Origin of the sequence: Dactylosporangium sp. CA-152071 (genome assembly GCF_050936335.1) — a bacterium.
Lineage (GTDB): Bacteria > Actinomycetota > Actinomycetes > Mycobacteriales > Micromonosporaceae > Dactylosporangium > Dactylosporangium maewongense.
This window is the reverse complement of record NZ_JBNJMZ010000002.1, coordinates 561,714-584,602: the sequence shown is the minus strand read 5'-3', so window position 1 is coordinate 584,602 and position 22,889 is coordinate 561,714. Positions and strand designations below refer to the sequence as shown.

17 protein-coding genes are annotated in these 22,889 nt (G+C 72.6%); 16 read left to right on the top strand and 1 reads right to left on the bottom strand.

The annotated features are described in order from the left end of the window. Positions 1-117 precede the first annotated feature (117 nt). From ACQEVZ_RS42820 to ACQEVZ_RS42765, 12 genes are all read left to right on the top strand, one after another. Positions 118-1,638, top strand: coding sequence for an ABC transporter substrate-binding protein (locus ACQEVZ_RS42820; RefSeq protein WP_344504984.1), 1,521 nt, complete (start codon positions 118-120; stop codon positions 1,636-1,638). A gap of 2 nt (positions 1,639-1,640) precedes the next feature. Beyond that, positions 1,641-2,510, top strand: a complete 870-nt coding sequence (locus tag ACQEVZ_RS42815; RefSeq protein WP_344504983.1) for an ABC transporter ATP-binding protein — start codon at positions 1,641-1,643, stop codon at positions 2,508-2,510. After that, positions 2,492-3,544: an ABC transporter permease gene (locus tag ACQEVZ_RS42810; RefSeq protein WP_354890764.1), complete on the top strand. Its 1,053-nt coding sequence runs from the start codon at positions 2,492-2,494 to the stop codon at positions 3,542-3,544. The genes ACQEVZ_RS42815 and ACQEVZ_RS42810 overlap by 19 nt, the downstream gene beginning before the upstream one ends. Positions 3,545-3,637: 93 nt before the next feature. Next, positions 3,638-4,513 carry an ABC transporter permease gene (locus ACQEVZ_RS42805; RefSeq protein ID WP_344504981.1) on the top strand — a complete coding sequence of 292 codons (876 nt, stop codon included), beginning with the start codon at positions 3,638-3,640 and terminating at the stop codon, positions 4,511-4,513. Then, entirely contained in the window at positions 4,510-5,301 is a 792-nt protein-coding gene (locus ACQEVZ_RS42800) for an ABC transporter ATP-binding protein (RefSeq protein ID WP_433378509.1), read from the top strand. Before ACQEVZ_RS42805 ends, ACQEVZ_RS42800 begins: the two co-directional genes overlap by 4 nt. A gap of 32 nt (positions 5,302-5,333) precedes the next feature. Next, complete coding sequence (locus ACQEVZ_RS42795) at positions 5,334-6,815, top strand: zinc ribbon domain-containing protein (RefSeq protein WP_433378506.1); 1,482 nt, start codon at positions 5,334-5,336, stop codon at positions 6,813-6,815. After that, positions 6,815-7,999 (top strand): acetyl-CoA acetyltransferase, encoded by a 1,185-nt coding sequence (locus ACQEVZ_RS42790; protein WP_354890761.1) that lies wholly within the window; start codon positions 6,815-6,817, stop codon positions 7,997-7,999. Before ACQEVZ_RS42795 ends, ACQEVZ_RS42790 begins: the two co-directional genes overlap by 1 nt. Beyond that, entirely contained in the window at positions 7,996-8,898 is a 903-nt protein-coding gene (locus ACQEVZ_RS42785) for an SDR family NAD(P)-dependent oxidoreductase (protein WP_433378498.1), read from the top strand. The genes ACQEVZ_RS42790 and ACQEVZ_RS42785 overlap by 4 nt, the downstream gene beginning before the upstream one ends. Before the next feature lie 7 nt (positions 8,899-8,905). After that, positions 8,906-9,400, top strand: coding sequence for a VOC family protein (locus tag ACQEVZ_RS42780; RefSeq protein ID WP_344504976.1), 495 nt, complete (start codon positions 8,906-8,908; stop codon positions 9,398-9,400). Continuing rightward, positions 9,400-10,911, top strand: coding sequence for a class I adenylate-forming enzyme family protein (locus ACQEVZ_RS42775; RefSeq protein ID WP_433378494.1), 1,512 nt, complete (start codon positions 9,400-9,402; stop codon positions 10,909-10,911). Before ACQEVZ_RS42780 ends, ACQEVZ_RS42775 begins: the two co-directional genes overlap by 1 nt. A 168-nt stretch (positions 10,912-11,079) precedes the next feature. Next, positions 11,080-12,624 carry a class I adenylate-forming enzyme family protein gene (locus tag ACQEVZ_RS42770; RefSeq protein WP_433378491.1) on the top strand — a complete coding sequence of 515 codons (1,545 nt, stop codon included), beginning with the start codon at positions 11,080-11,082 and terminating at the stop codon, positions 12,622-12,624. 402 nt (positions 12,625-13,026) lie between these two features. Continuing rightward, on the top strand, positions 13,027-15,678 hold the full coding sequence (locus ACQEVZ_RS42765; protein WP_433378488.1) for a discoidin domain-containing protein: 2,652 nt from the start codon (positions 13,027-13,029) through the stop codon (positions 15,676-15,678). Between the two features lie 304 nt (positions 15,679-15,982). On the opposite strand, the gene ACQEVZ_RS42760 is transcribed toward ACQEVZ_RS42765, so the two are convergent. Further along, on the bottom strand, positions 15,983-17,320 hold the full coding sequence (locus tag ACQEVZ_RS42760) for a tetratricopeptide repeat protein (protein ID WP_433378485.1): 1,338 nt from the start codon (positions 17,318-17,320) through the stop codon (positions 15,983-15,985). 216 nt (positions 17,321-17,536) lie between these two features. Here ACQEVZ_RS42760 and ACQEVZ_RS42755 point away from each other — a divergent pair, with 216 nt between their 5' ends. From ACQEVZ_RS42755 to ACQEVZ_RS42740, 4 genes are all read left to right on the top strand, one after another. Continuing rightward, positions 17,537-18,739 (top strand): FAD-dependent monooxygenase, encoded by a 1,203-nt coding sequence (locus ACQEVZ_RS42755; RefSeq protein ID WP_433378482.1) that lies wholly within the window; start codon positions 17,537-17,539, stop codon positions 18,737-18,739. A gap of 117 nt (positions 18,740-18,856) precedes the next feature. Further along, positions 18,857-21,511, top strand: coding sequence for a hypothetical protein (locus ACQEVZ_RS42750; protein WP_433378479.1), 2,655 nt, complete (start codon positions 18,857-18,859; stop codon positions 21,509-21,511). Further along, complete coding sequence (locus ACQEVZ_RS42745; protein WP_433378476.1) at positions 21,498-22,181, top strand: ABC transporter ATP-binding protein; 684 nt, start codon at positions 21,498-21,500, stop codon at positions 22,179-22,181. Before ACQEVZ_RS42750 ends, ACQEVZ_RS42745 begins: the two co-directional genes overlap by 14 nt. An 11-nt stretch (positions 22,182-22,192) precedes the next feature. Then, on the top strand, positions 22,193-22,840 hold the full coding sequence (locus ACQEVZ_RS42740) for an ABC transporter ATP-binding protein (protein ID WP_433378473.1): 648 nt from the start codon (positions 22,193-22,195) through the stop codon (positions 22,838-22,840). Positions 22,841-22,889: the final 49 nt, after the last annotated feature.

Sequence of the window (22,889 nt, the reverse complement as noted above, 5' to 3'; positions counted from 1 at the left end):
CACCAGTTGGACCTGTTGACTTGATACCGGCTGGTCGGTACTTTGTGGCCAGCGTCACGGCCGCGGCTCGCGGCGACATGACGGGTCAATCGTTGTGAAGGACGTCCATACATGCTCATGAGCTCCTTGCGATCCCGGCGGCCTCTGGCGCTGGTCGCCTCCCTTGCCCTCGCCGGCGCCGGCCTCGCCGCCTGTGGTGACTCGAAGCCCGGCACCGCCCAGTCGGCCGGCCCGTTCACCGTCCGGGCGCTGCTCGCGGCCCAGCCCGCGACCCTCGACCCGATCGTCGGTGCGCGGTCGGCCCAGATCGTCTGGGCCACCATGCTCGAACCGCTGATCAACACCGACGCCGGCCTCAAGGCCGTCGACACCGGCCTCATCACGAGCTGGACCCGCACCGACGCGACCACCTGGACGTTCAAGGTCCGGCCCGACATCAGCTTCAGCAACGGCGAGAAGGCCGACGCCGCAGCGGTCGCCAACACCCTCACGCTCACCCGTGACACCGCGGCGTCGCAGCTCAAGTCGTACTTCACCAACGTCGCCGACATCGCGGCGCCGGACGCCACCACGGTCGTGGTGAAGACCAAGACCTCCCAGTACAACCTCGCGGACCTGCTCACCACCGTCTACCTGGTGCCGCCGAAGTACTACCAGGAGAAGGGCTCGGCGGGCTTCGCCGCGGCCCCAATCGGCACCGGCCCCTACGTGTGGGCCGGCTCGAACGCGGGCCGCGACATGTCGGTCAAGAAGAACCCCGACTACTGGGGCCCGAAGAAGGCGATCAACGACGGCATCACCTTCACCTGGGCCAACGAGGCCGCGCAGCGGCTCGCGCTGATCCAGAGTAAGAGTGTGGACGTCTCGTTCGACCTCCCGCCGGCCCAGGCCACCACGGCCAAGAAGGCGGGCATCACGGTGACGAGCACCGAGACCGCGATCAAGATCATCGCGTTCCTCGACTCGACGAAGCCGCCGTTCGACGACCCGAAGCTGCGCGAGGCGGCCGCCCTGGCCATCGACCGGGACGCGATCGTCAAGGGCATCTTCGACGGCCAGGCCGTCGCCGACGCCGGCCTGCTCAACGTCAGCCCCGGCCAGAAGCCGGCGCAGAGCGTGACCGCCGACCCGGCCAAGGCCAAGGAGCTCGTCGGTGCCGCCGCCCCGGCGGTGCAGATCCACTACCCGGCGGCGCAGTACACCAACATCGAAGAGGTCTCCCAGGCCGTCGGCGGTGCCCTCGAGAAGGCCGGCTTCAAGGTCACGTACGTGCCGATCGACTACGGCACCCTCGTGAAGCGGGTCGTCGGCCGTCAGGTCCCCGGCATCTCGATCTTCGCCGGCGTGCCCAACGTCGCCGTCCCGGACTTCTTCGCCAGCGGCTTCATGAAGACCAAGTCGATCACCGGCAACTGCCCGGACCCGAAGATCGACGACCTGGCCCAGAAGGCCCTGGAGCAGACCGACGCCGCCGCGGCCGCCCCGATGTACGAGGAGCTCAACACGATCGGCGTGGTCGAGAAGCACTGCTACGTGCCGCTGTACCGGCAGGTGTTCAACTACGCCACCGCCGGCGGCGTCAAGGGTCTGGTGTTCGGTCCGCTGAACACCGTCGACTTCACCCAGACGACCCACTGACAATGTCCGACGTCGTGCAGAACGGGATGCCGGGCGGCGACGCCCGGCACCCCCACGCCCTGGAAAAGACCCCAGCCAGGACCCCGGATCGGGGTGCGCCGGTGCTGGAGGTCGACGACCTGGTCGTCGAGCACCGCAACCGGCGCACCGGTGAGGTGTTCCGGGCCGTCGACCACGTGTCGCTGCGCATCGGCGCAGGCGAGAGCGTCGCGGTCGTCGGCGAGTCCGGCTCGGGCAAGACCACCCTCGCGATGGCCGCGACCGGGCTCGGCACCCGCGGCGAGGGCGACATCCGGCTCCTCGGGCACTCGCTGTCCTCGGTCGGCCGCAAGCAGCTGCGCCGGCTGCGGCCCGAGGCGCAGGTGGTCTTCCAGGACCCGCACGGCTCGCTCGACCCCCGCCAGTCCGTGCGGTCCGGGCTGCGGGAGCTGCGCTCGCTGCAACCGGAGCGCACCTCCTGGATCGAGGACACCGCCCTGCTCGAACGGGTCCGGCTCGAGCCGTCGATCCTCGACCGCTACCCGCACCAGCTCTCCGGAGGGCAGGCGCAACGGGTCTGCATCGCCCGGGCACTGCTGATGCGGCCCCGGCTCATCGTCGCCGACGAGCCGACCTCCGGCCTCGACGTGTCCGTGCAGGCCGACGTGCTGGCCCTGCTCAAGGAGATCCGCGCGACGACCGGCGCGGCCCTGCTCATGATCAGCCACGACCTGGCCGTGGTCCGCTCGGTCTGCGACGTCGTGCACGTCATGTACCACGGCCGGGTCGTCGAGTCCGGGCCCTGCGAGACCGTCTTCGCCCGGCCCCAGAACGACTACACCCGCGAGCTGCTCGCCGCGATGCCAGGAGCGCGATGGAGGTCACGGCAATGAAGACCAGCCCGGTCCCGGCGGCGAACAACGTCGCACCCCCGCTGACCAAGGCCGGCATGCCGGCGGCGCCCGGTGGGGCGACCCCGGCGGCGGCGAAGAACGGCCGGTCCAGGCGGGCCGGTGCGCTGCGCCGCGCCGCCGCCCGGATCGCCGCCCTGCTGGCGTCGCTGCTGATCGCGCTGAGCATGGCGTTCATGCTCGGCCGGCTGTCCGGCGACCCGACCACGACCATCCTCGGCCCGATGGCGACACCCGAGCAGCGCGAGGCCCTGCGCCACGAGCTCGGCCTCGACCGGCCGCTGCTGGTCCAGTACCTCGACTACCTCAAGGGCGTCTTCACCGGCGACCTCGGCCAGTCGCTGCAGTTCTACCAGTCGAACACCTCGATGATCATGGACCGGTTGCCGTTCACGCTGCAGCTCGTCGCGGCCGGCATGGCCCTCGCCATCCTCATCGGCGTCCCCCTCGGCGTGCTCGCCGCCAGGCGCGAAGGCACCTGGTGGGACCGGGCCGCGTCGACCGTCGCCCTGCTCGGCCAGTCCGTGCCGGTCTTCTGGTTCGGGATGATGCTGGTGGTGCTGTTCGCCGTGAACCTCGGCTGGCTGCCGGCCGGGCAGTCCGGCACCCCCGCACATCTGGTGCTGCCGGCGCTGACGATGTCGGTGTACCCGATGGCGCAGATCGCCCGCCTCACCCGCGCCTCGATGAGCGAGGCCCTCGCGGAGCCGTACATCGACGCCGCCAAGGCCCGCGGCATCCTCGGCCGCCGGGTGGTGTGGCGGCACGCGTTCAAGAACGCCATGATGCCGATCCTCACCATCGTCGTGCTGCAGACCGGCATCCTGCTGTCCGGCGCGGTCGCCGTCGAGTACGTGTACTCCTGGCCCGGCCTCGGGCAGCTCGCCCTGCAGGCCATCCAGTTCCGCGACTTCCCGCTCGTCCAGGCGATCGTCGTGTTCGGCGCGCTGGTCTTCGTCCTGCTCAATCTGCTCGTCGACGTCATCCACTCGATCGTCGACCCGAGGGTGAGGTGACGGCGTGAGCGGGCCGGAGCGCAGCGGAGGAGCCGCGAACCATGAACGCAGGTACAGCTCAGGCCGGCGCCGGAGCGAAGCGGAGGTGACGGCGTGAGCCAGTTGGAGCTCGAACTCAAGCCGGCCGAGGCGCCCCGCCGGTCCAAGCGGACGTCGGCGTTCTGGCTGGCGGTGCCGATCGCCGTGGTCGCCGTCGCCGTGTTCGTCCTGCCGCTGACCGGCCTGCTCCCCGCCGCCGGCCAGGACCTGAACGCGACCCGGCAGCCACCCGGCTTCCTGAGCGGCGGCTCCTGGTCGCACCCGCTCGGCACCGACAAGCTCGGCCAGGACCTGCTCACCCAGTTCGTCGAGGCGGGCCGGCTGACTATCATGATCGGCCTGGTCGGCGCGGTCGTCGCGATCGGCCCCGGCACCCTGCTGGGCCTGCTCGCCGGGTACTTCCGCGGCTGGGTCGACCGGGTCATCTCCGTGCTCATCGACGCCCAGCTCGCGCTGCCGTTCATCCTCGTCGCCCTGGCGATCATCGCCAACCGGGGCAGCTCCCTGCCGGTGCTGTTCCTGGTCCTGGCGCTCACCGGCTGGGCCGTCTGCGCCCGGGTCACCCGGTCGGCGACCCTCGCGATCCGGGAACGCCAGTTCGTGCTCGGGCTGCGGGCCGCCGGCGCGTCGGAGCTGCGCATCGTGTTCCGGCACATCCTGCCCAACCTCGGCGGCACGATCGTCGCGCTCGGCACCCTCCAGGTCGGCACCGCGATCCTGATCGAGAGCGCGCTCAGCTTCCTCGGCCTGGGCGTGGTGCCCCCGATGAACAGCTGGGGCTCGCTGCTGGCGGCCGGCCAGGACGAGCTGAGCACAGCCTGGTGGATCGCGTTCTTCCCCGGCTTCGCGGTCACCGTCCTCGTGCTGCTGGTCAACCTGCTCGGCGACGCCCTGCTCACCCACTACGACCCCCGCAAGAGGCGCCGATGACCAGCCTGCTGCACGTGTCCGGCCTGTCCATCTCGGCCCGCCTCACCACCGGGCACCTCCGGCTGCTCGACGGCGTCGACCTCGACGTGGGCCGCGGCCAGATCGTCGGCGTCGTCGGCGAGTCCGGCAGCGGCAAGACCACCCTCGCCCGCTCCGTCGTCGGCCTGCTCGAACGCAACGTCACCGTCGAGGCCGGCACCGTCGAACTGGCCGGCGACGTGGTGGTCGCCCCCGGCGTCGACCGCACGGACCGGATCCGCGGCACCGCCGTCGGCATGGTCTTCCAGGACGCGTCCCGGTCGCTGAACCCGCTGATGAAGGTCCGCACCCACCTCGGCGAGGTGCTGCGCCGGCACGTCCGCGACATCGGCAAGGCCGACGTCGAGCGGCGCTCCGTCGAGGTCCTCGAACAGATGCGGATCAGCGACCCGGCCCGGGTCCTGGACAGCTACCCCCACCAGCTGTCCGGCGGGCTGCGCCAGCGGGTCGCGATCGGCCTCGCCGTCGTCACCCGCCCGGCGCTCGTCATCGCCGACGAGTGCACCACCGCGCTCGACGTCACCACCCAGACCAAGGTCGTCGCGCTGTTCCGGACCCTGGTCGACGAGCTCGGCATCGGCCTGCTGTTCGTCACCCACGACCTGATGCTCGCCAGCGACCTCTGCGACCGGATCGCGGTGATGAGCCGCGGCCAGGTGGTCGAGCAGGGCGGCGTCGAGGACGTGCTGGACCGGCCGCGGCAGGACTACACCCGCCGGCTGCTCGCCGCCATCCCCTCGTGGACCTGACCGCTGTGGACCCGACCTCTGTGGAGCGTTCCTTGACTGACCAGGGTATCGACGCGTACGCGGCCTACCTGCCCGCCTACGTGCTCACCGACAACCGCCTCGACCCGGCCGGCGGGCCCGCCCCGGCCAAGGGCCCGGCCCGCAGCGTCGCCGGCTACGACGAGGACGTGATCACGATGGCCGTCGAGGCGCTGCGGCACCTCGCGGCCGCCACCCCGGCCGGCCGGCACCTGCTGCTGGCCACCACCAGCGCACCCTACGAGGCGAAGACCTCCGCCGGGATCGTGCACGAGGCGCTCGGGCTCGACCCCGGCGTCAGCGCCGTCGACCTGCGCGGGCACCGCTCCGGCGCGGCCGCCCTCGACCTGGTGGTCCGGGCCGGTGCCGTCGTCGCCGCCGCCGACCTGCGCACCACCCGCCCCGGCGCCCCCGACGAGCTCGCCCAGGGCGACGCCGCGGCCGCGTTCGCCGGCGGCGCCGGGCACGCCGCGGTGCTGCTGGCCCGCGCCGGGCACACCACCGAGATCCTCGAACGGTGGCGGCTGCCCGGCGAACGCCACGACCGGGTCTGGGACGAGCGGTTCACCGCCGAGATCCTCGCAGCCGCCGGCCTCGACGCGGCCCGCCGCGCCCTCGCCGAGGCGGCCCTGGACGCCGTCGACCACGTCGTCGTCTCCTCCTCCAACCCGCGGGCGGCGGCCGCCCTGCGCCGGGCGCTGCGCGGCACGGTGCCCTCCCAGCAGGACGCCGCCCTGGAACGGGCCACAGGGTTCACCGGCGCCGCCCACCCGGGGCTGCTGCTCGCCGCCGCGCTCGACGACGCCGAGCCGGGACAGACGATCCTGCTGCTGTCCGCGACCGAGGGCGCCGACGCGTTCGTGTTCCGCGCCGGCGACGGGGTCCGCGACGCCCGCAGCGGCCCTTCGGTGCGCGACCAGCTCGCCGCCCGGCAGGTCCTCGGCTACGGCCGGTACCTGCGCTGGCGCGGGCTGCTGGACGTGCAGGGCCCGGCCCGCCCCGCGGCACCGGCCCCGGCGGCGCCGCCGATGCACCGCCGGGCCGGCTGGAAGTACCGCCTCGAGGGCAGCCAGTGCGGCGCCTGCGGCCGGGTCACCACCCCGCCGGGCCGGGTCTGCGCCGCCTGCGGCATCGCCGGGGCCGGCGAGGCGAAGGTGTCGCTGCGGGACCGGACCGCCCGGGTCGTCTCCGTGACCCGCGACCACCTGACCACGATGCCGGAGCCGGAGGTCGCCGTCGTCATCGCCGACGTCGACGGCGGCGGCCGGCTCAGCGCCTACGCCACCGACGTCCCGCCCGGCGACGTCACCGTCGGCATGGCGATGACACCGACGTTCCGCCGGCTGTGGACCACCGACGCGATCCACAACTACTTCTGGAAGCTCCGCCCGGCCCCGACCCCGGACCCGACCCCGGCCCCGACCCCGGCCCCGACCCCGGACCCGACCCCGGACCCGACTCAGGACCCGACTCAGGACACGGAAGGAACGCACTGATGGGCAGCAGGCGCACCACCCATGACGTCGCGATCGTCGCGATGGGCTGCACCCCGTTCCGCGACCACTGGCACTCCTCCGCCGACGACCTGCTCGTCGACGCCGTGCAGGAGTGCGTCGGGTCGCTGCCGTCGGTCACCCTCGACGACGTCGACGCGTTCTGGGTCGGCACCCAGGGCTCCGGCATGTCCGGGCAGACCCTGGCCCGGCCGCTGCGGCTGACCGGCAAACCCGTCACCCGGGTCGAGAACTACTGCGCCACCGGGTCGGAGGCGTTCCGCAACGCGGTGTTCGCGGTCGCGTCCGGCGCCTACGACATGGTCATGGCGACCGGCGTGGAGAAGCTCAAGGACTCCTCGTACTCCGGGCTGTCGGCGGTGTACCCGCCCGCGGACGGAACCGACGTCGACTGGACCGCACCCGCCGGGTTCTCCCTGCTGGCCCCGGCCTACCAGGAGGCGTACGGCGTCGACGCCCGCGACATGCGCAGCGCCCTGACGAAGGTCGCGATGAAGAACCACGCGAACGGCGCCCTCAACGAACGCGCCCAGTTCCGCAAGGCCGTCACCGCGGAGACCGTCGAGCGCTCCCCGCGCATCGCCGGGCCGCTCGGGGTCATGGACTGCTCCGGCGTGTCCGACGGTGCCGCCGCCGCCATCATCGTGCGGGCCGAGGACGCACACCGGTACACCAGCAAACCCATCTACCTCAAGGGGATGAGCTTCGTCGCCGGGTCCGGTGCGGGCCTGGCGTCGGACGGCTACGACTTCACCAGCTTCCCCGAGGTCGTCGCCGCCGCCCGCCAGGCCTACGAGCAGGCGGGCGTCACCGACCCGGCGGCGCAGATCTCCCTGGCGGAGGTGCACGACTGTTTCACCCCGACGGAGGTGGTGCTCATGGAGGACCTCGGGTTCTCCGAGCGTGGCAAGGCGTGGCGGGACCTGCTCGACGGCCGCTACGACCTCGGCGGCGCGCTGCCGGTCAACACCGACGGCGGCCTGAAGTCCTTCGGCCACCCGATCGGCGCGACCGGGCTGCGGATGATGTTCGAGTGCTTCACCCAGCTGCGGGGCGAGGCCGGGGCCCGGCAGGTCCCCGGCGCGAAGCTCGCCGTCGCCCAGAACCTCGGCGGCCAGCCCGGCTCCTGCGTCGCGTTCGTCGCCGTCCTGGGCAGTGAGCGATGAGCGCCGTGAAGCTGGACGGGCGGGTCGTGATCGTCACCGGCGCCGGCAACGGCATCGGCCGGGCGCACGCGCTGTCCCTCGCGGCGCACGGCGCGTCCGTCGTCGTCAACGACCTTGGCGGCGGCGTCGACGGTACGGGCACCGGCGGCGCGGCGGACAAGGTCGTCGAGGAGATCCGCGCGGCGGGCGGCACCGCGACCGCGTCCGCGGACTCCGTCGCGACACCGGCGGGCGGCGCGGCCCTGGTGCGGACCGCCGTCGACGCGTACGGCACGGTCGACGCCGTCATCCACAACGCCGGCATCCTGCGCGACCGGACCATGGCGAAGCTCACCGACGACGACGTGCAGGCCGTCCTCGACGTGCACCTCACCGGCGCGTTCAACGTGCTGCGCCCCGCCTGGCCGGTCATGGCGGCGCAAGGGTACGGCCGGGTCGTGCTCACCAGCTCGTCCTCCGGGCTGCTCGGCAACTTCGGCCAGTCCAACTACGGCGCCGCGAAGGCCGGGCTCGCCGGGCTGATGCAGGTGCTGTCCCTGGAAGGCGCCCGCCGGGGCATCCTGGTCAACACCATCGCCCCGACCGCCGCGACCCGGATGACCGACGGCCTGCTCGGCGAGCTCGCCGACCGGTTCGACCCGCGGCACGTCGCCGCCGTCGGCACGTTCCTCGCCTCGGAGCAGTGCACCCTGACCCGGCACATCCTCACCGTCGGCGGCGGCCGCGTCGGCCGGATCTTCCTGGGCGTCACCCCCGGCTGGTACGGCGGCGAAACCCCGGCGACCCCCGACGACATCCTCGGCGCCCTCGACGAGATCTGCTCCCTGGACGGCTTCATCGTCCCGGACAGCGGCGCCGACGAGGTCGAACTGATCCAGCAGGTACTTTCCGGAAAGTGAGCGATTGATGCCGGTCAGCGAAGTGCATCACGTGGCCATGACCGTGTCCGACGTGGACCGGGCCGCCGACTTCTACGAGAAGGCCCTCGGCTACCGCAGGACCCTGCGCAGCGACGTCGGCGGGCCGGGGATCGAGGTGTCCCTCGGCCTGCCGCCCGGCACCACCGGCAAGGTGCAGTACATGCAGGGCCCCAGCAAGATCGGGCAGCTCGAGCTCATCGAGTGGAACGGCACCAAGACCCGGACCGCGACCGGCGGGCACCTGGAGCTCGGCACGTTCCTGCTCAGCTTCGAGGTGCCCGTCGAGGAGATCGGCGACCTGCACCGGAAGATGACGGAGCTCGGCGCGGAATGCCTCGGCGAACCCAACCGGGTGCTGCTGGAGAACTACGGCTACATCACCGCGTTCGCGGCCCGCGACCTCGACGGCAACCTGCTGGAGTTCGTGTCGCTGCCCAGCCGGGAGGAGATCCTGGCGTACCGGAACGGCACCGCGAACTGATGGGCGCCGCGAACTTCGCCGAGACCCTACGGCTGCAGGCGCTGCGGCGCGCGGACCGGGAAGCCCTCGTCGACGGCGCCGACCGCTGGACCTACGCCCAGCTCGACGCCGACGTCGACCGGCACGCCGCGGCCCTGCTGTCCGCCGGCATCGGTGCTTCGGACCTGGTCGGGGTGCTCGGCCGCAACACCGCCACCTACGTCCTGGAGCTGCTCGCCCTCGCCCGGATCGGCGCGATCTCGGTGCCGCTGAACTGGCGGCTGCACGTCACCGAGCAGGCCTACGTCATCAACCAGGCCGGCATCACCTGCCTGCTCTACGACGACGACTTCGCCGAAACCGCCGCGGAGCTCTGCGCCAAGACCGGGATCGCGACCGCGGTCGCCAACGGCGCGCAGGTGGTCGGCGACGCGCAGCCGCTGTCCGCGCTCCTCGACCGGCAGCCGGCCGGGATCCGGGTCCCCGACGCGGAGAAGGCACCCGAGGACATCCACCGGCTGCTGTACACCTCCGGCACCACCGCACACCCGAAAGGCGTCATCCACACCTGCGGGAACCTCACCGCCAACCACCTCGCCCAGGTCCTCGAACTGGAGCTGACCCAGCACGACCGGATCCTGATCTCGGCGCCGCTCTTCCACGTCAGCGGGCTGGAAGCACCCGGGCTGGCGATCTTCACCGCCGGCGCGACGATGGTGCTCACGCCGACGTTCAAGGCCGCCGACATCGCCCGGATCGCGACCGGGGAACGCATCACCGGCATGGTCCTCGCCGCGCAGATCCTGTTCGGCCTGCTCGACCTGCCGGAGCCGCCGGACCTGTCGGCGCTGCGGTACCTGCTGTTCGCCGGGGTCGCGCCCACCGTGCGGCGCGACGTGAAGCGGCGCCTGCCGCACGTCCGGCTCATCGACACGTTCGGGATGACCGAACTGTGCAACGGCGTCTGCTACATGGACGCCGCGCACGAGGAGAGCAAGATGGGCGCGCTCGGCGCCCCGTTCCCCGGCGTGCACATCAGGATCGTCGACGAACAGTTCCGGCAGGTCCCGCCCGGCACCGAAGGGGAGATCATCATCCGTGGCGCGAAGATCTCACCCGGGTACTGGAACGACGAGGAGACCAACCGGCGCACCCGCCGCGACGGGTGGTTCCTGACCGGCGACGTCGGCCGGATCGACGAGGACGGCTACCTGTGGTTCGTCGACCGGCGCACCGACCTCATCAAGTCCGGCGGGGAGAACGTCGCCGGCGCCGAGATCGAGCGGGTCATCGCCCAGCACCCGGACGTCGCCGAGGTCGCCGTCATCGGCGTCCCCGACCCGCAGTGGGACGAGGTGCCGAAGGCGTTCGTCATCCTCCGCGACGGCGCCGCGGCCACCGGCGCCGACATCCGCGAGCACTGCCGCGCCAACCTCGCCAGGTTCAAGGTGCCCAAGTACGTCGACGTGGTGGAGTCGCTGCCGCGCAACGACTCCGGCAAGGTCCTCAAGCGCGAGCTGAGGTCGGCATGAGTGGCCAGCGGAGCGTCTCGGGCCGCTCATCATGTGACAGGTGTGGCTCAGGCCGGCGCCGGAGCGCAGCGGAGGTGATGGCATGAGTGGCCAGCGGAGCGTCTCGGGCCGCTCATCATGTGACAGGTGTGGCTCAGGCCGGCGCCGGAGCGCAGCGGAGGTGGCGGCGTGAGCACCGCGAACATCGCCGCGATGCTGGGCGGCAACGCGCTGCGGTTCGGCGACGCCGACGCGCTCGTCTTCGAGGGCCGGCGGTGGACCCACCGGCAGCTGAACGAGGACGTCAACGCCCTCGCCGCGGGCCTGACCGCCGAGGGCGTCGGGCACGGCAGCCGGGTCGCGATCGTGGCCAACAACGTGCCCGAGTTCCTCATCCTGTCCCTCGCCCTGTCGAAGCTCGGCGCCGTGTTCGTCCCGCTCAACTACCGGCTCACCGCGGGCGAGCTCGCCCAGCTGCTCGGCCACGCCCGGGTGCAGTCGGTCGCGACCGTGCCGGAGTTCGCCGAGCTGACCGCCGCCGCGATCACCGACCTGCCCGGCGTGCGGAAGCTCGCGCTGGAGCCGATCGACGGGTGGATCGACCTGCGGGCACTCGTCGAGGCGCACCGCGGCGCACGGGTCGCCGACGCCGAGCTGGCCGACGACGCCCTGCAGCGCATCATCTACACGTCCGGCACGACGAGCCTGCCCAAGGGTGTCATGCTCACCCACGGCAACGTGAACATGAACATGCACGCCCAGATCGTCGAGCTCGGCCTTCGCCCGACCGACCGGATCCTCAACTTCGCGCCGCTGTACCACGTCGGCGGCACCGACCTGCCCGGCTACGGCATCTGGCACGTCGGCGGCTGCATGGTGCTGCAACGCCGCTTCGACCCCGCCGCGGTGCGGCAGGCCATCGAGGCCGAGCGCATCACCGGCATGGTCATGGCCGCCACGATGCTCGACATGGTGCGCCGCTCGGACACGCCCGCGGACCTTTCGTCGGTGCGGTGGCTCATCTACTCGCAGGTGACGTCGGCGCTGTACGCGGTGGCGCGGGAACTGTTCCCCAACGCCCGGCTGATCGAGGGCTACGGCCTGACCGAGACGTGCAGCGGCCTCACCTACCTCGACCGCGCCCACATGGAGTCCAAGCAGGGCTCCGTCGGCATCCCGGTGCCGTGGGTCCAGGTCCGGGTCGTGGACGCCGACGACAACGACGTGCCGGTGGGGGAGAACGGCGAGGTCGTCGCCCGCGGCCCGAAGGTGAGCCCCGGCTACCTCGACGACCCGGAGGCCACCGCGCACGCGTTCCGCGGCGGCTGGTTCCACACCGGCGACGTCGGCTGCTTCGACGCCGACGGCTACCTGTACATCCGCGACCGCCTCAAGGACATGATCCGCAGCGGCGGCGAGAACATGGCAAGCGCCGAGATCGAGAACGTCCTCGCCGACCACCCGCTCGTCCTCGCCGTCTCGGTGATCGGCGCGCCGCACCCGAAGTGGCAGGAGGTCCCGGTCGCGTTCGTCATCGGCCGGCCCGGCCTGACCGCGGAGTCGCTCATCGAACACGCCCGGCAGCGCCTTGGCAAGTTCAAGGTCCCGAAGGAGCTTTACCTCGTCGACGAGTTCCCGACCAACCCGTCCGGCAAGGTACTGAAGCGAACCCTGCGCGACCAGCGCCCCACGCTGCGTCCCGACTGGACCTACGAGCCGCTGCCGCACGACTGACAGCCATCAGCTCCCGCGGCAACTCGCCGGCAGAAGGCGGAGATCCTGGGCCTGCCGGCGCTTCGGCCTGGGGGTGTGCGGCCCAGTTCGGCTCGCATTGAACCCGGACGCGTCCGGTCGTGGCTAAGCGCTTCAGAGAGCGCTCCCAGGTGCCGGGCGGGCGGCGGGTGTCGCTGGTCAGCGTTCCTTACGGCGCCCTGGCCTGCGCGTGGGGCAGCAGTGTTCAGGGGTCGTTCGTTCCTCGCGAGGCATTGACACCCATCCAGGGTTGGTTCAAAGTGACGTCTGCGAGAGCGCTCTCTCACACCCCTGACACACCGCCGACACCCGAGCGTCACGAAGGAGTCCCCTATGGAGTGGTCGGAACCCGCCCCCGGCCATCGACGCCCATCCCGATCACCGATGAGCCGGCGCACCCTGCGCATGGCCGCCATCGTGATCGCGGTGGCGGCCATGCTGGTCACCTACATCACCGTCGTCACGACCCGTAACGCCGACGCCGCCGAGACCCTGCTGTCGCAGGGCAAGCCGACGACCGCCTCGTCGACCGAGAACGCCGGCACCCCCGCCAGTGCCGCGACCGACGGCAACACCGGCACCCGCTGGTCCAGCGCCTTCAGCGTCCCGCAGTGGATCCAGGTCGACCTCGGCTCCTCCCAGTCGATCACCCGGGTCGCGCTGAACTGGGAGGGCGCGTACGCCACCGCGTACCAGATCCAGACCTCCGCCGACGGCAACACCTGGACGAACGTCTACACCACCACGACCAGCACCGGCGGCCAGCAGAGCCTGCCGGTCACCGGCACCGGCCGCTACGTGCGGGTCAACGCGACCGCGAAGGCCACCCAGTGGGGCGTGTCGCTGTGGGAGTTCCAGGTCTTCGGCGGCACCCCCGACACCCCTGGCGGCTGCGGCACCACCAACGCGGCGCAGGGCAAGCCGGCCACCGCGTCGTCGACGGAGAACGCCGGTACCCCGGCCTCGGCCGCGTTCGACGGCAACACCGGCACCCGCTGGTCCAGCGCGGCCGCTGACCCGCAGTGGCTCCAGGTCGACCTGGGCTCGGCCGTGTCCGTCTGTGGCGTCTCGCTGAACTGGGAGGCGGCGTACGCGACCGCCTACCAGATCCAGGTGTCCACCAACGGCACGAGCTGGACGAACATCTACAGCACGACCGCCGGCACCGGTGGCGTGCAGACCCCGGCCGTCACCACGACGACCGGTCGCTACGTGCGCGTGAACGGCACCGCCCGGGCCACGGTCTACGGCTACTCGCTGTGGGAGTTCCAGGTCTTCACCGGTTCCGGCCCGTCGAACCCGACGTCGCCCTCGCCCTCGACGTCGTCCAGCGGACCGACGCTGCCGACCTCCGACACGCCGGACTTCGGCCCGAACGTGCGGATCTTCGACCAGTCCACCCCGGCGGCGACGATCCAGTCCGCGGTCGACGCGGCGTTCAACGCGCAGCTGCGCAGCCCCACCGCGCAGTTCGGCACGCAGCGCCACGTGTTCCTGTTCAAGCCCGGCACGTACGGGCGGGTCTGGGCCAACGTCGGCTTCTACACCACGGTCGCCGGTCTCGGCATCAACCCCGACGACGTGACGATCAACGGCGCGGTCAACGTCGACTCCGGCTGGAACTACGGCGACGAGTCCAACGCGACGCAGAACTTCTGGCGCAGCATGGAGAACCTGTCGATCGTGCCGGAGGGCGGCATCAACCGGTGGGCCGTCTCCCAGGCCGCCCCGATGCGCCGCGTGCACATCAAGGGCAACCTGACCCTGGCCCCGTCCAACCAGGACAACGGGCAGGGCTACTCCAGCGGTGGCTACCTGGCCGACTCCGTCGTCGACGGCTACGTGACCTCCGGCTCGCAGCAGCAGTGGTACACCCGCGACAGCCGGATCCAGCGCTGGGACGGCGGCGTCTGGAACATGGTCTACTCCGGCGTGCAGGGCGCCCCGCCCAACGCGTTCCCGAACCCGCCGCACACCACCCTCGCCACCACCCCGGTCACCCGCGAGAAGCCGTACCTGTACGTCGACGGCGCCGGCCTGTACCGCGTCTTCGTGCCGAACATCCGGCGCAACTCCGCGGGCGCCACCTGGCCGAACACGCCCGGCACCTCGATCCCGATGCGGAACTTCTACGTCGCCAAGCCCGGTGACAGCGCCGCCCGGATCAACTCCGCCCTCGCCCAGGGCCTGAACCTGTTCTTCACCCCGGGCACCTACTCCCTCGACCAGACGATCCGGGTCACCCGGGCCGACACGGTGGTCACCGGCATCGGCTACCCGACCCTGATCCCGGTCAACGGCGTCGAGGCGCTGAACATCGCCGACGTCAACGGGGTCAAGGTCAGCGGCCTGACCTTCGACGCCGGCACGACCAACAGCCCCACGCTGATGACGGTCGGCACGGCCGGTGCGCACACCGACCACGCGGCGAACCCGATCAGCATCCAGGACGTGTTCTTCCGCATCGGCAGCAGCGTCCAGGGCAAGGCCACCACCACCCTCGCCGTGCACAGCGATGACACGATCATCGACCACATCTGGGCCTGGCGGGCCGACCACGGCGGCGCACCCACCGGCTGGACGGTGAACACCGGCGACACCGGCCTCCTCGTGAACGGTGACGACGTCCTCGCCACCGGCCTGTTCGTCGAGCACTACCAGAAGTACGAAGTGATCTGGAACGGCAACCGCGGCAAGACGATCTTCTTCCAGAACGAGAAGCCGTACGACGTGCCCAACCAGGCGGCCTGGATCGGCCCTCGCGGCAACGGTTACGCCGCCTACAAGGTCGCCGACACCGTCACCGACCACGAACTGTGGGGCGGCGGCGTGTACTGCTACTTCAACGTCAACCCCGCCGTCCGCGTGGACCGAGGCTTCGAGGTGCCCAACCGGACCGGCGTCCGCCTGCACAGCGTCATCACGGTCTCCCTCGGTGACGTCGGCACCATCGCCAACGTCGTCAACGACACCGGCGGCGCCGTCCCCAACCCGGCCGGCAACACCACCCCGCGCCAGGTCGTGAACTACCCCTAACCCTCCAACCCCAACGCAACACTGACGTGAACCAGGCGGCCACCGGTGCGACCCGCACCGGTGGCCGCTCGGCCGTGCCCCGGCGTTCGCGGCATCCGGCGACGCTCTGCGCATACCGTTCCCGCTCGGCCACGGTGTCGATGCTGAACCGGCTGCCGACATGGCAGATCTGAGCGCCCTTCCCGATCGGGGCTTCGTTCTGCTGATCAACCCCGTCTCGACGCTGTTCGTGCCCGACCTCACCCCGGTCTGGGCCGAGTGTCATCGCGGTCGCTCGCCGTAGGCCGCACGGACCCAGTCGCGCTCAGACCTGCTCTGTCGCCGGTCTGGCGCGGGTCGCCGCGATCGCCTCCTCGGCCCGGCCCGCGCGGATCAACGCCTTCGCCAACAGCATGCGGGACCATCCTTCGGTGGCCGGGCTGAGCATGGCGATGGCCTCGTCCGGTGGACCGTGGTCGGTCAGCAGGGCGGCCAGGCGTTCGCGGGCGTACCCGCTGCCCGCCTCGGGATCCGCTCGCAGCTCGGCGATCGCCTGCTCGTAGCGGCCGCATTCGACCAACGCCTCGATCCATTCCAGGCGCAGTCTGACCGGGTCCGGCCAGACCTCGGCGACGACCTCGGCCACAGCGGCCCGCGCCTCGTCCAGGCGGTCGTGCTCGATCAGCAGCACGCACAGCGGGCGCAGCACGGCCGGCTTCGCGACGGCCGCCGTCCGCAGCACGGTGACCGCCTCGTCGACCCGACCGTGCCGGGCCAGCAGGTCGGCGAGAAGGCACGGCTCGTCCTGGCGGACAACCCGCCCCAGTTCCGCCGCCGCGGCGTAGTGGGGCAGGCCGTGCTGCTCGTGAGTGCGGCGCACCCGTGCGGCGCGGGGCGCCAGCACCGCCACCGCGCTGTCGATGCGGCCCTGTTCCTCGTACCAGCGAGCGAGTCGATGCGCGCCGTACCTGCGTCCGCTGCGGTCGTCACCGGCGGCGAACCGCGCTAGCGCCGCGGGGTCGTGACGGGCGAGCAGATCGGCCAGGTGTTCGGCGTCCGCGATGTTGTACGGCCCTTCGCGGCGAAGGCCGTCGGACAGCGCGGCAATCGCCTCCTCCAGCCGGCCGCCGCGTTCCAGCACGGAGGCCAGCAGGCTCTCCAGGCCGAGCCGCCCGGCGTCGATCCGCGACCGCAGCAGCTCGATCACCTCGTCGTCGCGGCCCAGGCCGCGAGTCAGTTCGACCGGCACGTCGATCGGGTACATGTAGTCAACGAGGCCCTGCCGCAGCATAGCGAGCACGTCGTCGGCACGGCCCTGTTGGATCAGCAGCCTCCCGAGGCGTTCCACGGCCTCGGGATGGCCCTCGTCGGCGTACGGGCGCAGCATCACCATCGCCGCGTCGACGTCACCGGACTCCGCGAGGTACCCGGCGTAGTCGTCCACGACCCGCGCTGCCCAGTCCGTACCGACGAAGGGCCGCAGCAACGTCAGGGCTGCCGCCGGCGGCTCGCCGCGGGCCCGCAGCAGCCGTGCCAGCATTTCGGCGCATTCGTAGTCGCCGTCGTCAGCCTCGCGGCGCAGCAGGTCCAGATGTCCGTGCTCTGCGAGCAGCCGCACGACCGATTGCGGCAGCCCATCCCATGCGGACCTGGCAGCGTCCATGGGAGGCACCCTAACCTCGCGCCTTCCGTCCAGGATGCAGCGGTGCCGTGGCCGGGAACGGGGACCGTGCCGCGGCCGAGCGAAGCCGATCAGTCCGGCTGGCAGTCCCGGCGGAACGATCGAGTGGCTGGTCGACGATTCACGTCGACCGCGTGGCCACCCAGTCCTGTCAACCAAGGTTGACAGAGGCTCGTGTGTCAAGTTAGGTTGACAGACATGTCGATCCTGGCTGACGCATCGGTCCTTGACGTGGTCGTTGTCGGCGCCGGGCCGACGGGGCTGCTGCTCGCCGGCGACCTCGCCGGTGCAGGCGTCCGTGCGGTCGTTCTCGACCGCATCGCCGAGCCGGTCCGGATCCCGAAAGGGAACGGCGTTGTCGGTCGGGCCGCGCTGGAGTTGCGGCGGCGCAAGCTCCTGCGGGGCACCGGGCTGCGGGTCGTGCGGCCACCGCGGTTTCGCTTCGGCCCGCTCACCCTCGAGCTCGGCCTGCTGCGCGGTCCGCTGCACGTGCTCCCGGTGCCACAGCACCGGCTGGAGAGCCTGCTGGCGGAGCGTGCCGTGCGCCTCGGTGCCACAGTATTGCGTGGGCGCGAGGTCACCGGGTTCGAGCAGGACGGCGACGGGGTGACCGTCCACGTCACCGCCGAAGCCTCGTCCGTCGAGCTGCGCGCCCGGTACCTCGTAGGTTGCGACGGCGCACACAGCTTTGTGCGCAAGAGCCTCGGCATCGGCTTCCCCGGCAGCACGAGCACCAACATCTCCCGGCTGGCCCGGGTCACCATCCCGGCGGGAGCCGTGGCCCGGGTCGGCGATCGCATCGACCTGCGCGGCATCGGCCGGCTCGTGCCCTTCCAGCCCAACCGGACCGCACACGGGTCGATCACCATTGCCCCCGCCGATGTGCTCGACCGCGCTGCCCCGGATGACCTGTACATCGTCAGCACGCACGAACCGCGCGGTGACAGCGAGCCGACCAATGAGCTGAGCGACGACGAGCTGCGGGCGAGCCTTCGCCGCGTCCTGGGTGCCGATCTGCCGTACACGACGGCCTCTGCCGCGAGGAGCGTCGTCGCGAACAGCCGGCACGCGGAACGGTACCGCGACGGCAGGGTCTTCCTCGCCGGCGACGCCGCGCACATCTTCAGCGCCGGCGGCTCCGCCATCAACGCCGGCCTGCTCGACGCCGTCGCCCTCGGCAAGACCCTCGCCGCGGTGCTGCGCGGCGCAGCGCCGCAGACCCAGCTCGATGCCTACCAGTCGGAGCGGCACCCCGCCGCGCGACGCACCCTCGCGCTCACGCGCCTGCAGGTCGCGCTCGAAGCCGGCGACGAGACCGGCGAGGCACTGCGCGACGTGCTCGGCGGGCTGATGCAGGACCGCGCCACCGCGCGCCGGATCGCGACGCTCATCGAAGGCTGAGCGGCCGTCTCCGCGCGGCGCCGCACGGACGGTGGGGCGGGGCAACCGGGAGCGGGTGGTGCGGGTCTATCTCTCCGATGGTCATGTACGTTGCGGGCCGGAGGATGGATGCGCGGGATGGCTCGTGGCGGGTGGCTGTCGCTGGCGCCGTGGCGGCGGGCGCCGTTGTTGCTGCTGCGGCGGCCCAGTGTGGCCGTCGCGATCGCGGTCGCGACGGCGGTGGCGGTCCTGCCGGCGGCGGCCGGTCCGCTGTTCCTGTCGTCGGCCGGCAGCGCGACGCTGCGGGCGAGGACCGCCGCGGTGTGCCCGGCGGCCCTGGGATCGCAGGTGATCGCGCCGGAGCGGGCCGTCGACCCCGCCGTGCTGGCGGCGGCGGTGACGCAGGAGGCGCAGGCCGCGGCGGACGGGCTCGGCGACCCCGCCGTGACCCTGGTCAGCGCGCAGGTGGCGGTCGGCGACAACAGGGTCAACATCGCCGGGCGGAGCGGCTTCGAGGGGCACGTCCAGCGGATCGCCGGCGGTCCCGGCCACGGACTGTGGCTGCCTGACCGGTTCGCGGCCGAGCACGGGCTGCGGCCCGGGGACACCCTCACGATCTCCCCGAACGTCGAGGCGTGGACCGCCGACGGCCGGCGGCAGGTCTGGCAGCCGACGGCGGTGCCGGTCGTGGCGATCTACCGGGACCTGCGCGACCGGTCCGGCGACGACCCGTTCTGGTGCGGCATCTCGACGCTGTACCGCGGCGACCCGGCCCAGCAGGCGGGCGGCCTCGGCAGCGACGTGCCGGTGCTCGACCTGCTCCTCGCCGACCGGGCGACCATGCTGGCGGTCGCGAGCGGCGCGCACATCCAGACCGCCCAGCGCATCGAGCGGGCCCCGGCGACGATCGACCTGACCGCGCCCGAGGCGACCCGGCTCGCCGCCGGCATCACCGCCATGCACGACCGCCTGCGCACCACCGCGTACGACGGCCGGATCCTGTACCGCACCGCCCTGCCGCCGCTGGCGGGCCGGGCGGCGCTGGTCGAGCGGGAGCTGCGCGGGACGGTGCTGCCGATCAGCGCCGGCGGCCTGCTGGTCGGCCTGTCGGTCGTGATGGCGGCGGGCGCGTTCTGGGTCCGCCGCCGCGAGCGGGAGCTCGTCGTCCTCGCCACGTTCGGCGCGACCGCGCGCTGGCTGGGGGTCAAGGCCGCCCTGGAGGCGTTGCCCGCCCTCGCCGCCGGCGCCGCGGGCGGCTGGGCCCTGGCCCGGCTCCTGGTCACGCAGGTGGGGCCGAGCAGCGACGTGTCGGGCGCGGCGCTGGCGCAGTCGCTGACCGCCGCAGTGTCCGGGTTCCTCGTCGCGACGGCGGTGCTGGGAGTGACCGCGGGCGTCGCCTGCCGGCCCCTGACCGGCGTGCCCAGCCCCGAAGCACGTGCCCGGCGCCGGCTGGCCGCGGCGCCGTGGGAGCTGCTGCTGCTCGCCGCCGCGGCCGGGTACTGGTCGACCGGCGGCGACCGCTCCATGGTGCGGCTCGGCAGCCAGTACGGGACCATGGTGCAGATCCCGGCGAAGCTGCTCGTCGTGCCGATGCTGGCGATCCTGTGCCTCTGCGTGCTCGGCGCGCGCCTGGCGACGGCGGCCGTCAGGCGCCGGACCCGCACGACGACGGCGGCGCGGTCGGCGGTGCGGCTGCTGTACCGGCGGCGGCTGCGACACTCCGCCGCGGCGGCGGTGACCCTCGCCCTCATCACCGCGGTGCCCGTCGCGGTGGCCGTCTACGGCGCGACGGCGACCGGGACCGTCAGCGCCACGCTCGCCGCGCAGGCCAGGCTCGGCGCCGGCAGCGACGTGGTGATCACCCTCGCCGAGCCGGGAATGGTCCCCGCGGCCCTCGCCGGCCGGGCCACGCCGGTGCTGCGCCTGGACTACGTGCAGCTCGACGACCAGCAGGTGTCGCTGCTGGCGGTCGACCCGGCGACGTTCGCCCGCGACGCGTACTGGGACGACCGCCTCGACGACACCACCCTCGCCGAGGCGACCCGCGCCCTGCGCGCGCCACCCGGCGGCGGTCTCGCGGCGGTCGCGTCCGCGCCGGTGCCGGACGGCGCGGCCACGATGACGTTCGGCGGCGACGCGCCCGTCGAGCTGGACGTCACGTCCCTGGCGGCGCTGCCCGCCCCGCGCGGCGGGTATCCGGTCCTGCTCGTCGACCGGGCGGCGCTCGGCGAGGAGGCACTCGCCCGGGCCGTGCCGCAGCTGTGGGTGCGCGGCGACCCGGCCCCGATCCGCGCGGCCGTCGACGCGGCGGGCCTGCGGGTCGCGGTGTTCTCCGTCGCCGACGACCGCCACGCGAGCACGTTCTACCAGCCGGTGACGTACACGTTCGCCTACCTGTCCGCGCTGTCGCTGCTCACCGCGACGGTGGCGATGGTGGGGTTCCTGCTGTACCTGGAGTCGCGGCTGCGGGTGCTGCGGCGCGGCTACGTGATGCTCCGGCTGATGGGGCTGCGCTCCGCGGTGCAGGGGTGGCTGCTGCTGGCGGAGTTCGCGGGCTCCCTCGTCGCCGGGTGCGCGGCCGGGCTCGGCCTGGCGGTCACCGCCGCCGTGACGGTCCGCGACCAGCTCAACGTCGACCCGGCCGCGGCGCCGGGCACCGTGCTGTCCTTCCCCTGGTCGGTGATGGCCGGCCTGCTCACGGCGGTCAGCTGCTTCGCCGTCCTGGTGGCGGCGGTGACCCACTGGCGGCTCACCCGCAGCCGGACCTCGGAGGTGCTGCGTGACATCGACTGAACAGGGCGCCGGCTGCGTCGGGGTCTTCCGCTCGTACCGTGTCGACGGTCATCTGGTGCCCGCCCTGGTGGACGTGGACGTCAGCGCCCCCGCCGGCATGATCACCGCGGTGATCGGCCCGTCGGGCTCCGGCAAGTCGACCCTGCTGCGCCTGCTGACCGGCATGGACAGCCCCGACGAGGGCACGGTCACGATCGCCGGGCAGGACCTCGGCACCCTGCCGGCGGCCGGCCGCGCCCGGCTGCGCCGTGAGCGGCTGGGGCTGGTGCGCCAGGACCCCGGCGACAACCTCCTCGCCTATCTGACGGTCCGCCAGCATGTCCGGCTCGCCGCGCAGATCCGTGGCGTGCCGGAGGCGACCGGCGAGGCGCTGCTGGAGCCGCTCGGCATCGCCGGCAGGGCGGACCACCTGCCGCACCAGCTGTCCGGCGGCGAGCGGCAACGGGTCGCGATCGCGTTCGCCGCGGTCGGCCCGCCGTCGGTGCTGGTGGCGGACGAGCCGACCGGCCAGCTCGACCGCGGCAACGTCGACGCGGTCGTCACCGCCCTGCGGGTCATCGCCGACGCCGGCGTGGCGGTCATCGCGGCCACCCACGACCCCGCCGTCTGGCAGCGCGCCGACCGGGTGGTCCGGCTGCAGGCCGGCCGGGTCGTACGGGGGATGCTGTGACGACGCCGGTGGTGACGACCCATTCGGTCACGCGCCGCTACCCGGGCGCGGGAAGGGTCACCGCGCTCGACGGGGTCTCGGTGGAGATCCACGCCGGCGAGCTGACCGTCGTGGCGGGCCCGTCCGGCTCGGGCAAGACCACCCTCATCAGCGTCCTGGCCGGGCACGAGCGGCCGGACGCCGGCACGGTGCGGACGCGGCTCGGCAGCCGGTGGCACGAGACGAGCTTCGTGCCGCAGTCGCTCGCCCTCCTGCCGGAGCTGAGCATCCGGGAGAACGTCGAGCTGCCCGCGCTGCTGTCGGACCGCACCGGATCCGACACCGACGAGCTGCTGCGGATGCTGGACCTCGCCCACCTCGCGGACCGGCTGCCCGCGCAGGTGTCCGGCGGGGAGCAGCAGCGCGCGTCCCTGGCCCGGGCCCTGCGGCTGTCCCCGGCGCTCCTGCTGGCCGACGAGCCGACCGGACACCAGGATCCCGCCCGCGTCCAACTGCTCCTGGACGTGCTGCGGGCACACGCCCACGCGGGCAACGCCGTGGTCGTGGCCAGCCACGACGAGCAGGTGATCGCCGGCGCCGACCGGGTCCTGACCCTGCGCGACGGCCGGCTCGCCGCGGACACCCGCCCCGCCGCCGGGAGTCCTGCCCCGCGCGGCTGACGGTGGCTTCGCCAAGGGCGGTCCGGGGCAGAAGTCCCGGGCTGGACAG

Excerpts from the sequence above, each read along its gene's own strand:
- ACQEVZ_RS42765 (WP_433378488.1), top strand. The coding sequence starts at position 13,027 with ATGAGCCGGCGCACCCTGCGCATGGCCGCCATCGTGATCGCGGTGGCG.
- ACQEVZ_RS42780 (WP_344504976.1), top strand. The coding sequence starts at position 8,906 with ATGCCGGTCAGCGAAGTGCATCACGTGGCCATGACCGTGTCCGACGTG.
- ACQEVZ_RS42800 (WP_433378509.1), top strand. The coding sequence starts at position 4,510 with ATGACCAGCCTGCTGCACGTGTCCGGCCTGTCCATCTCGGCCCGCCTC.
- ACQEVZ_RS42790 (WP_354890761.1), top strand. The coding sequence starts at position 6,815 with ATGGGCAGCAGGCGCACCACCCATGACGTCGCGATCGTCGCGATGGGC.
- ACQEVZ_RS42785 (WP_433378498.1), top strand. The coding sequence starts at position 7,996 with ATGAGCGCCGTGAAGCTGGACGGGCGGGTCGTGATCGTCACCGGCGCC.
- ACQEVZ_RS42750 (WP_433378479.1), top strand. The coding sequence starts at position 18,857 with ATGGCTCGTGGCGGGTGGCTGTCGCTGGCGCCGTGGCGGCGGGCGCCG.
- ACQEVZ_RS42775 (WP_433378494.1), top strand. The coding sequence starts at position 9,400 with ATGGGCGCCGCGAACTTCGCCGAGACCCTACGGCTGCAGGCGCTGCGG.
- ACQEVZ_RS42815 (WP_344504983.1), top strand. The coding sequence starts at position 1,641 with ATGTCCGACGTCGTGCAGAACGGGATGCCGGGCGGCGACGCCCGGCAC.
- ACQEVZ_RS42760 (WP_433378485.1), bottom strand. The coding sequence starts at position 17,320 with ATGGACGCTGCCAGGTCCGCATGGGATGGGCTGCCGCAATCGGTCGTG.
- ACQEVZ_RS42820 (WP_344504984.1), top strand. The coding sequence starts at position 118 with ATGAGCTCCTTGCGATCCCGGCGGCCTCTGGCGCTGGTCGCCTCCCTT.
- ACQEVZ_RS42755 (WP_433378482.1), top strand. The coding sequence starts at position 17,537 with ATGTCGATCCTGGCTGACGCATCGGTCCTTGACGTGGTCGTTGTCGGC.
- ACQEVZ_RS42810 (WP_354890764.1), top strand. The coding sequence starts at position 2,492 with ATGGAGGTCACGGCAATGAAGACCAGCCCGGTCCCGGCGGCGAACAAC.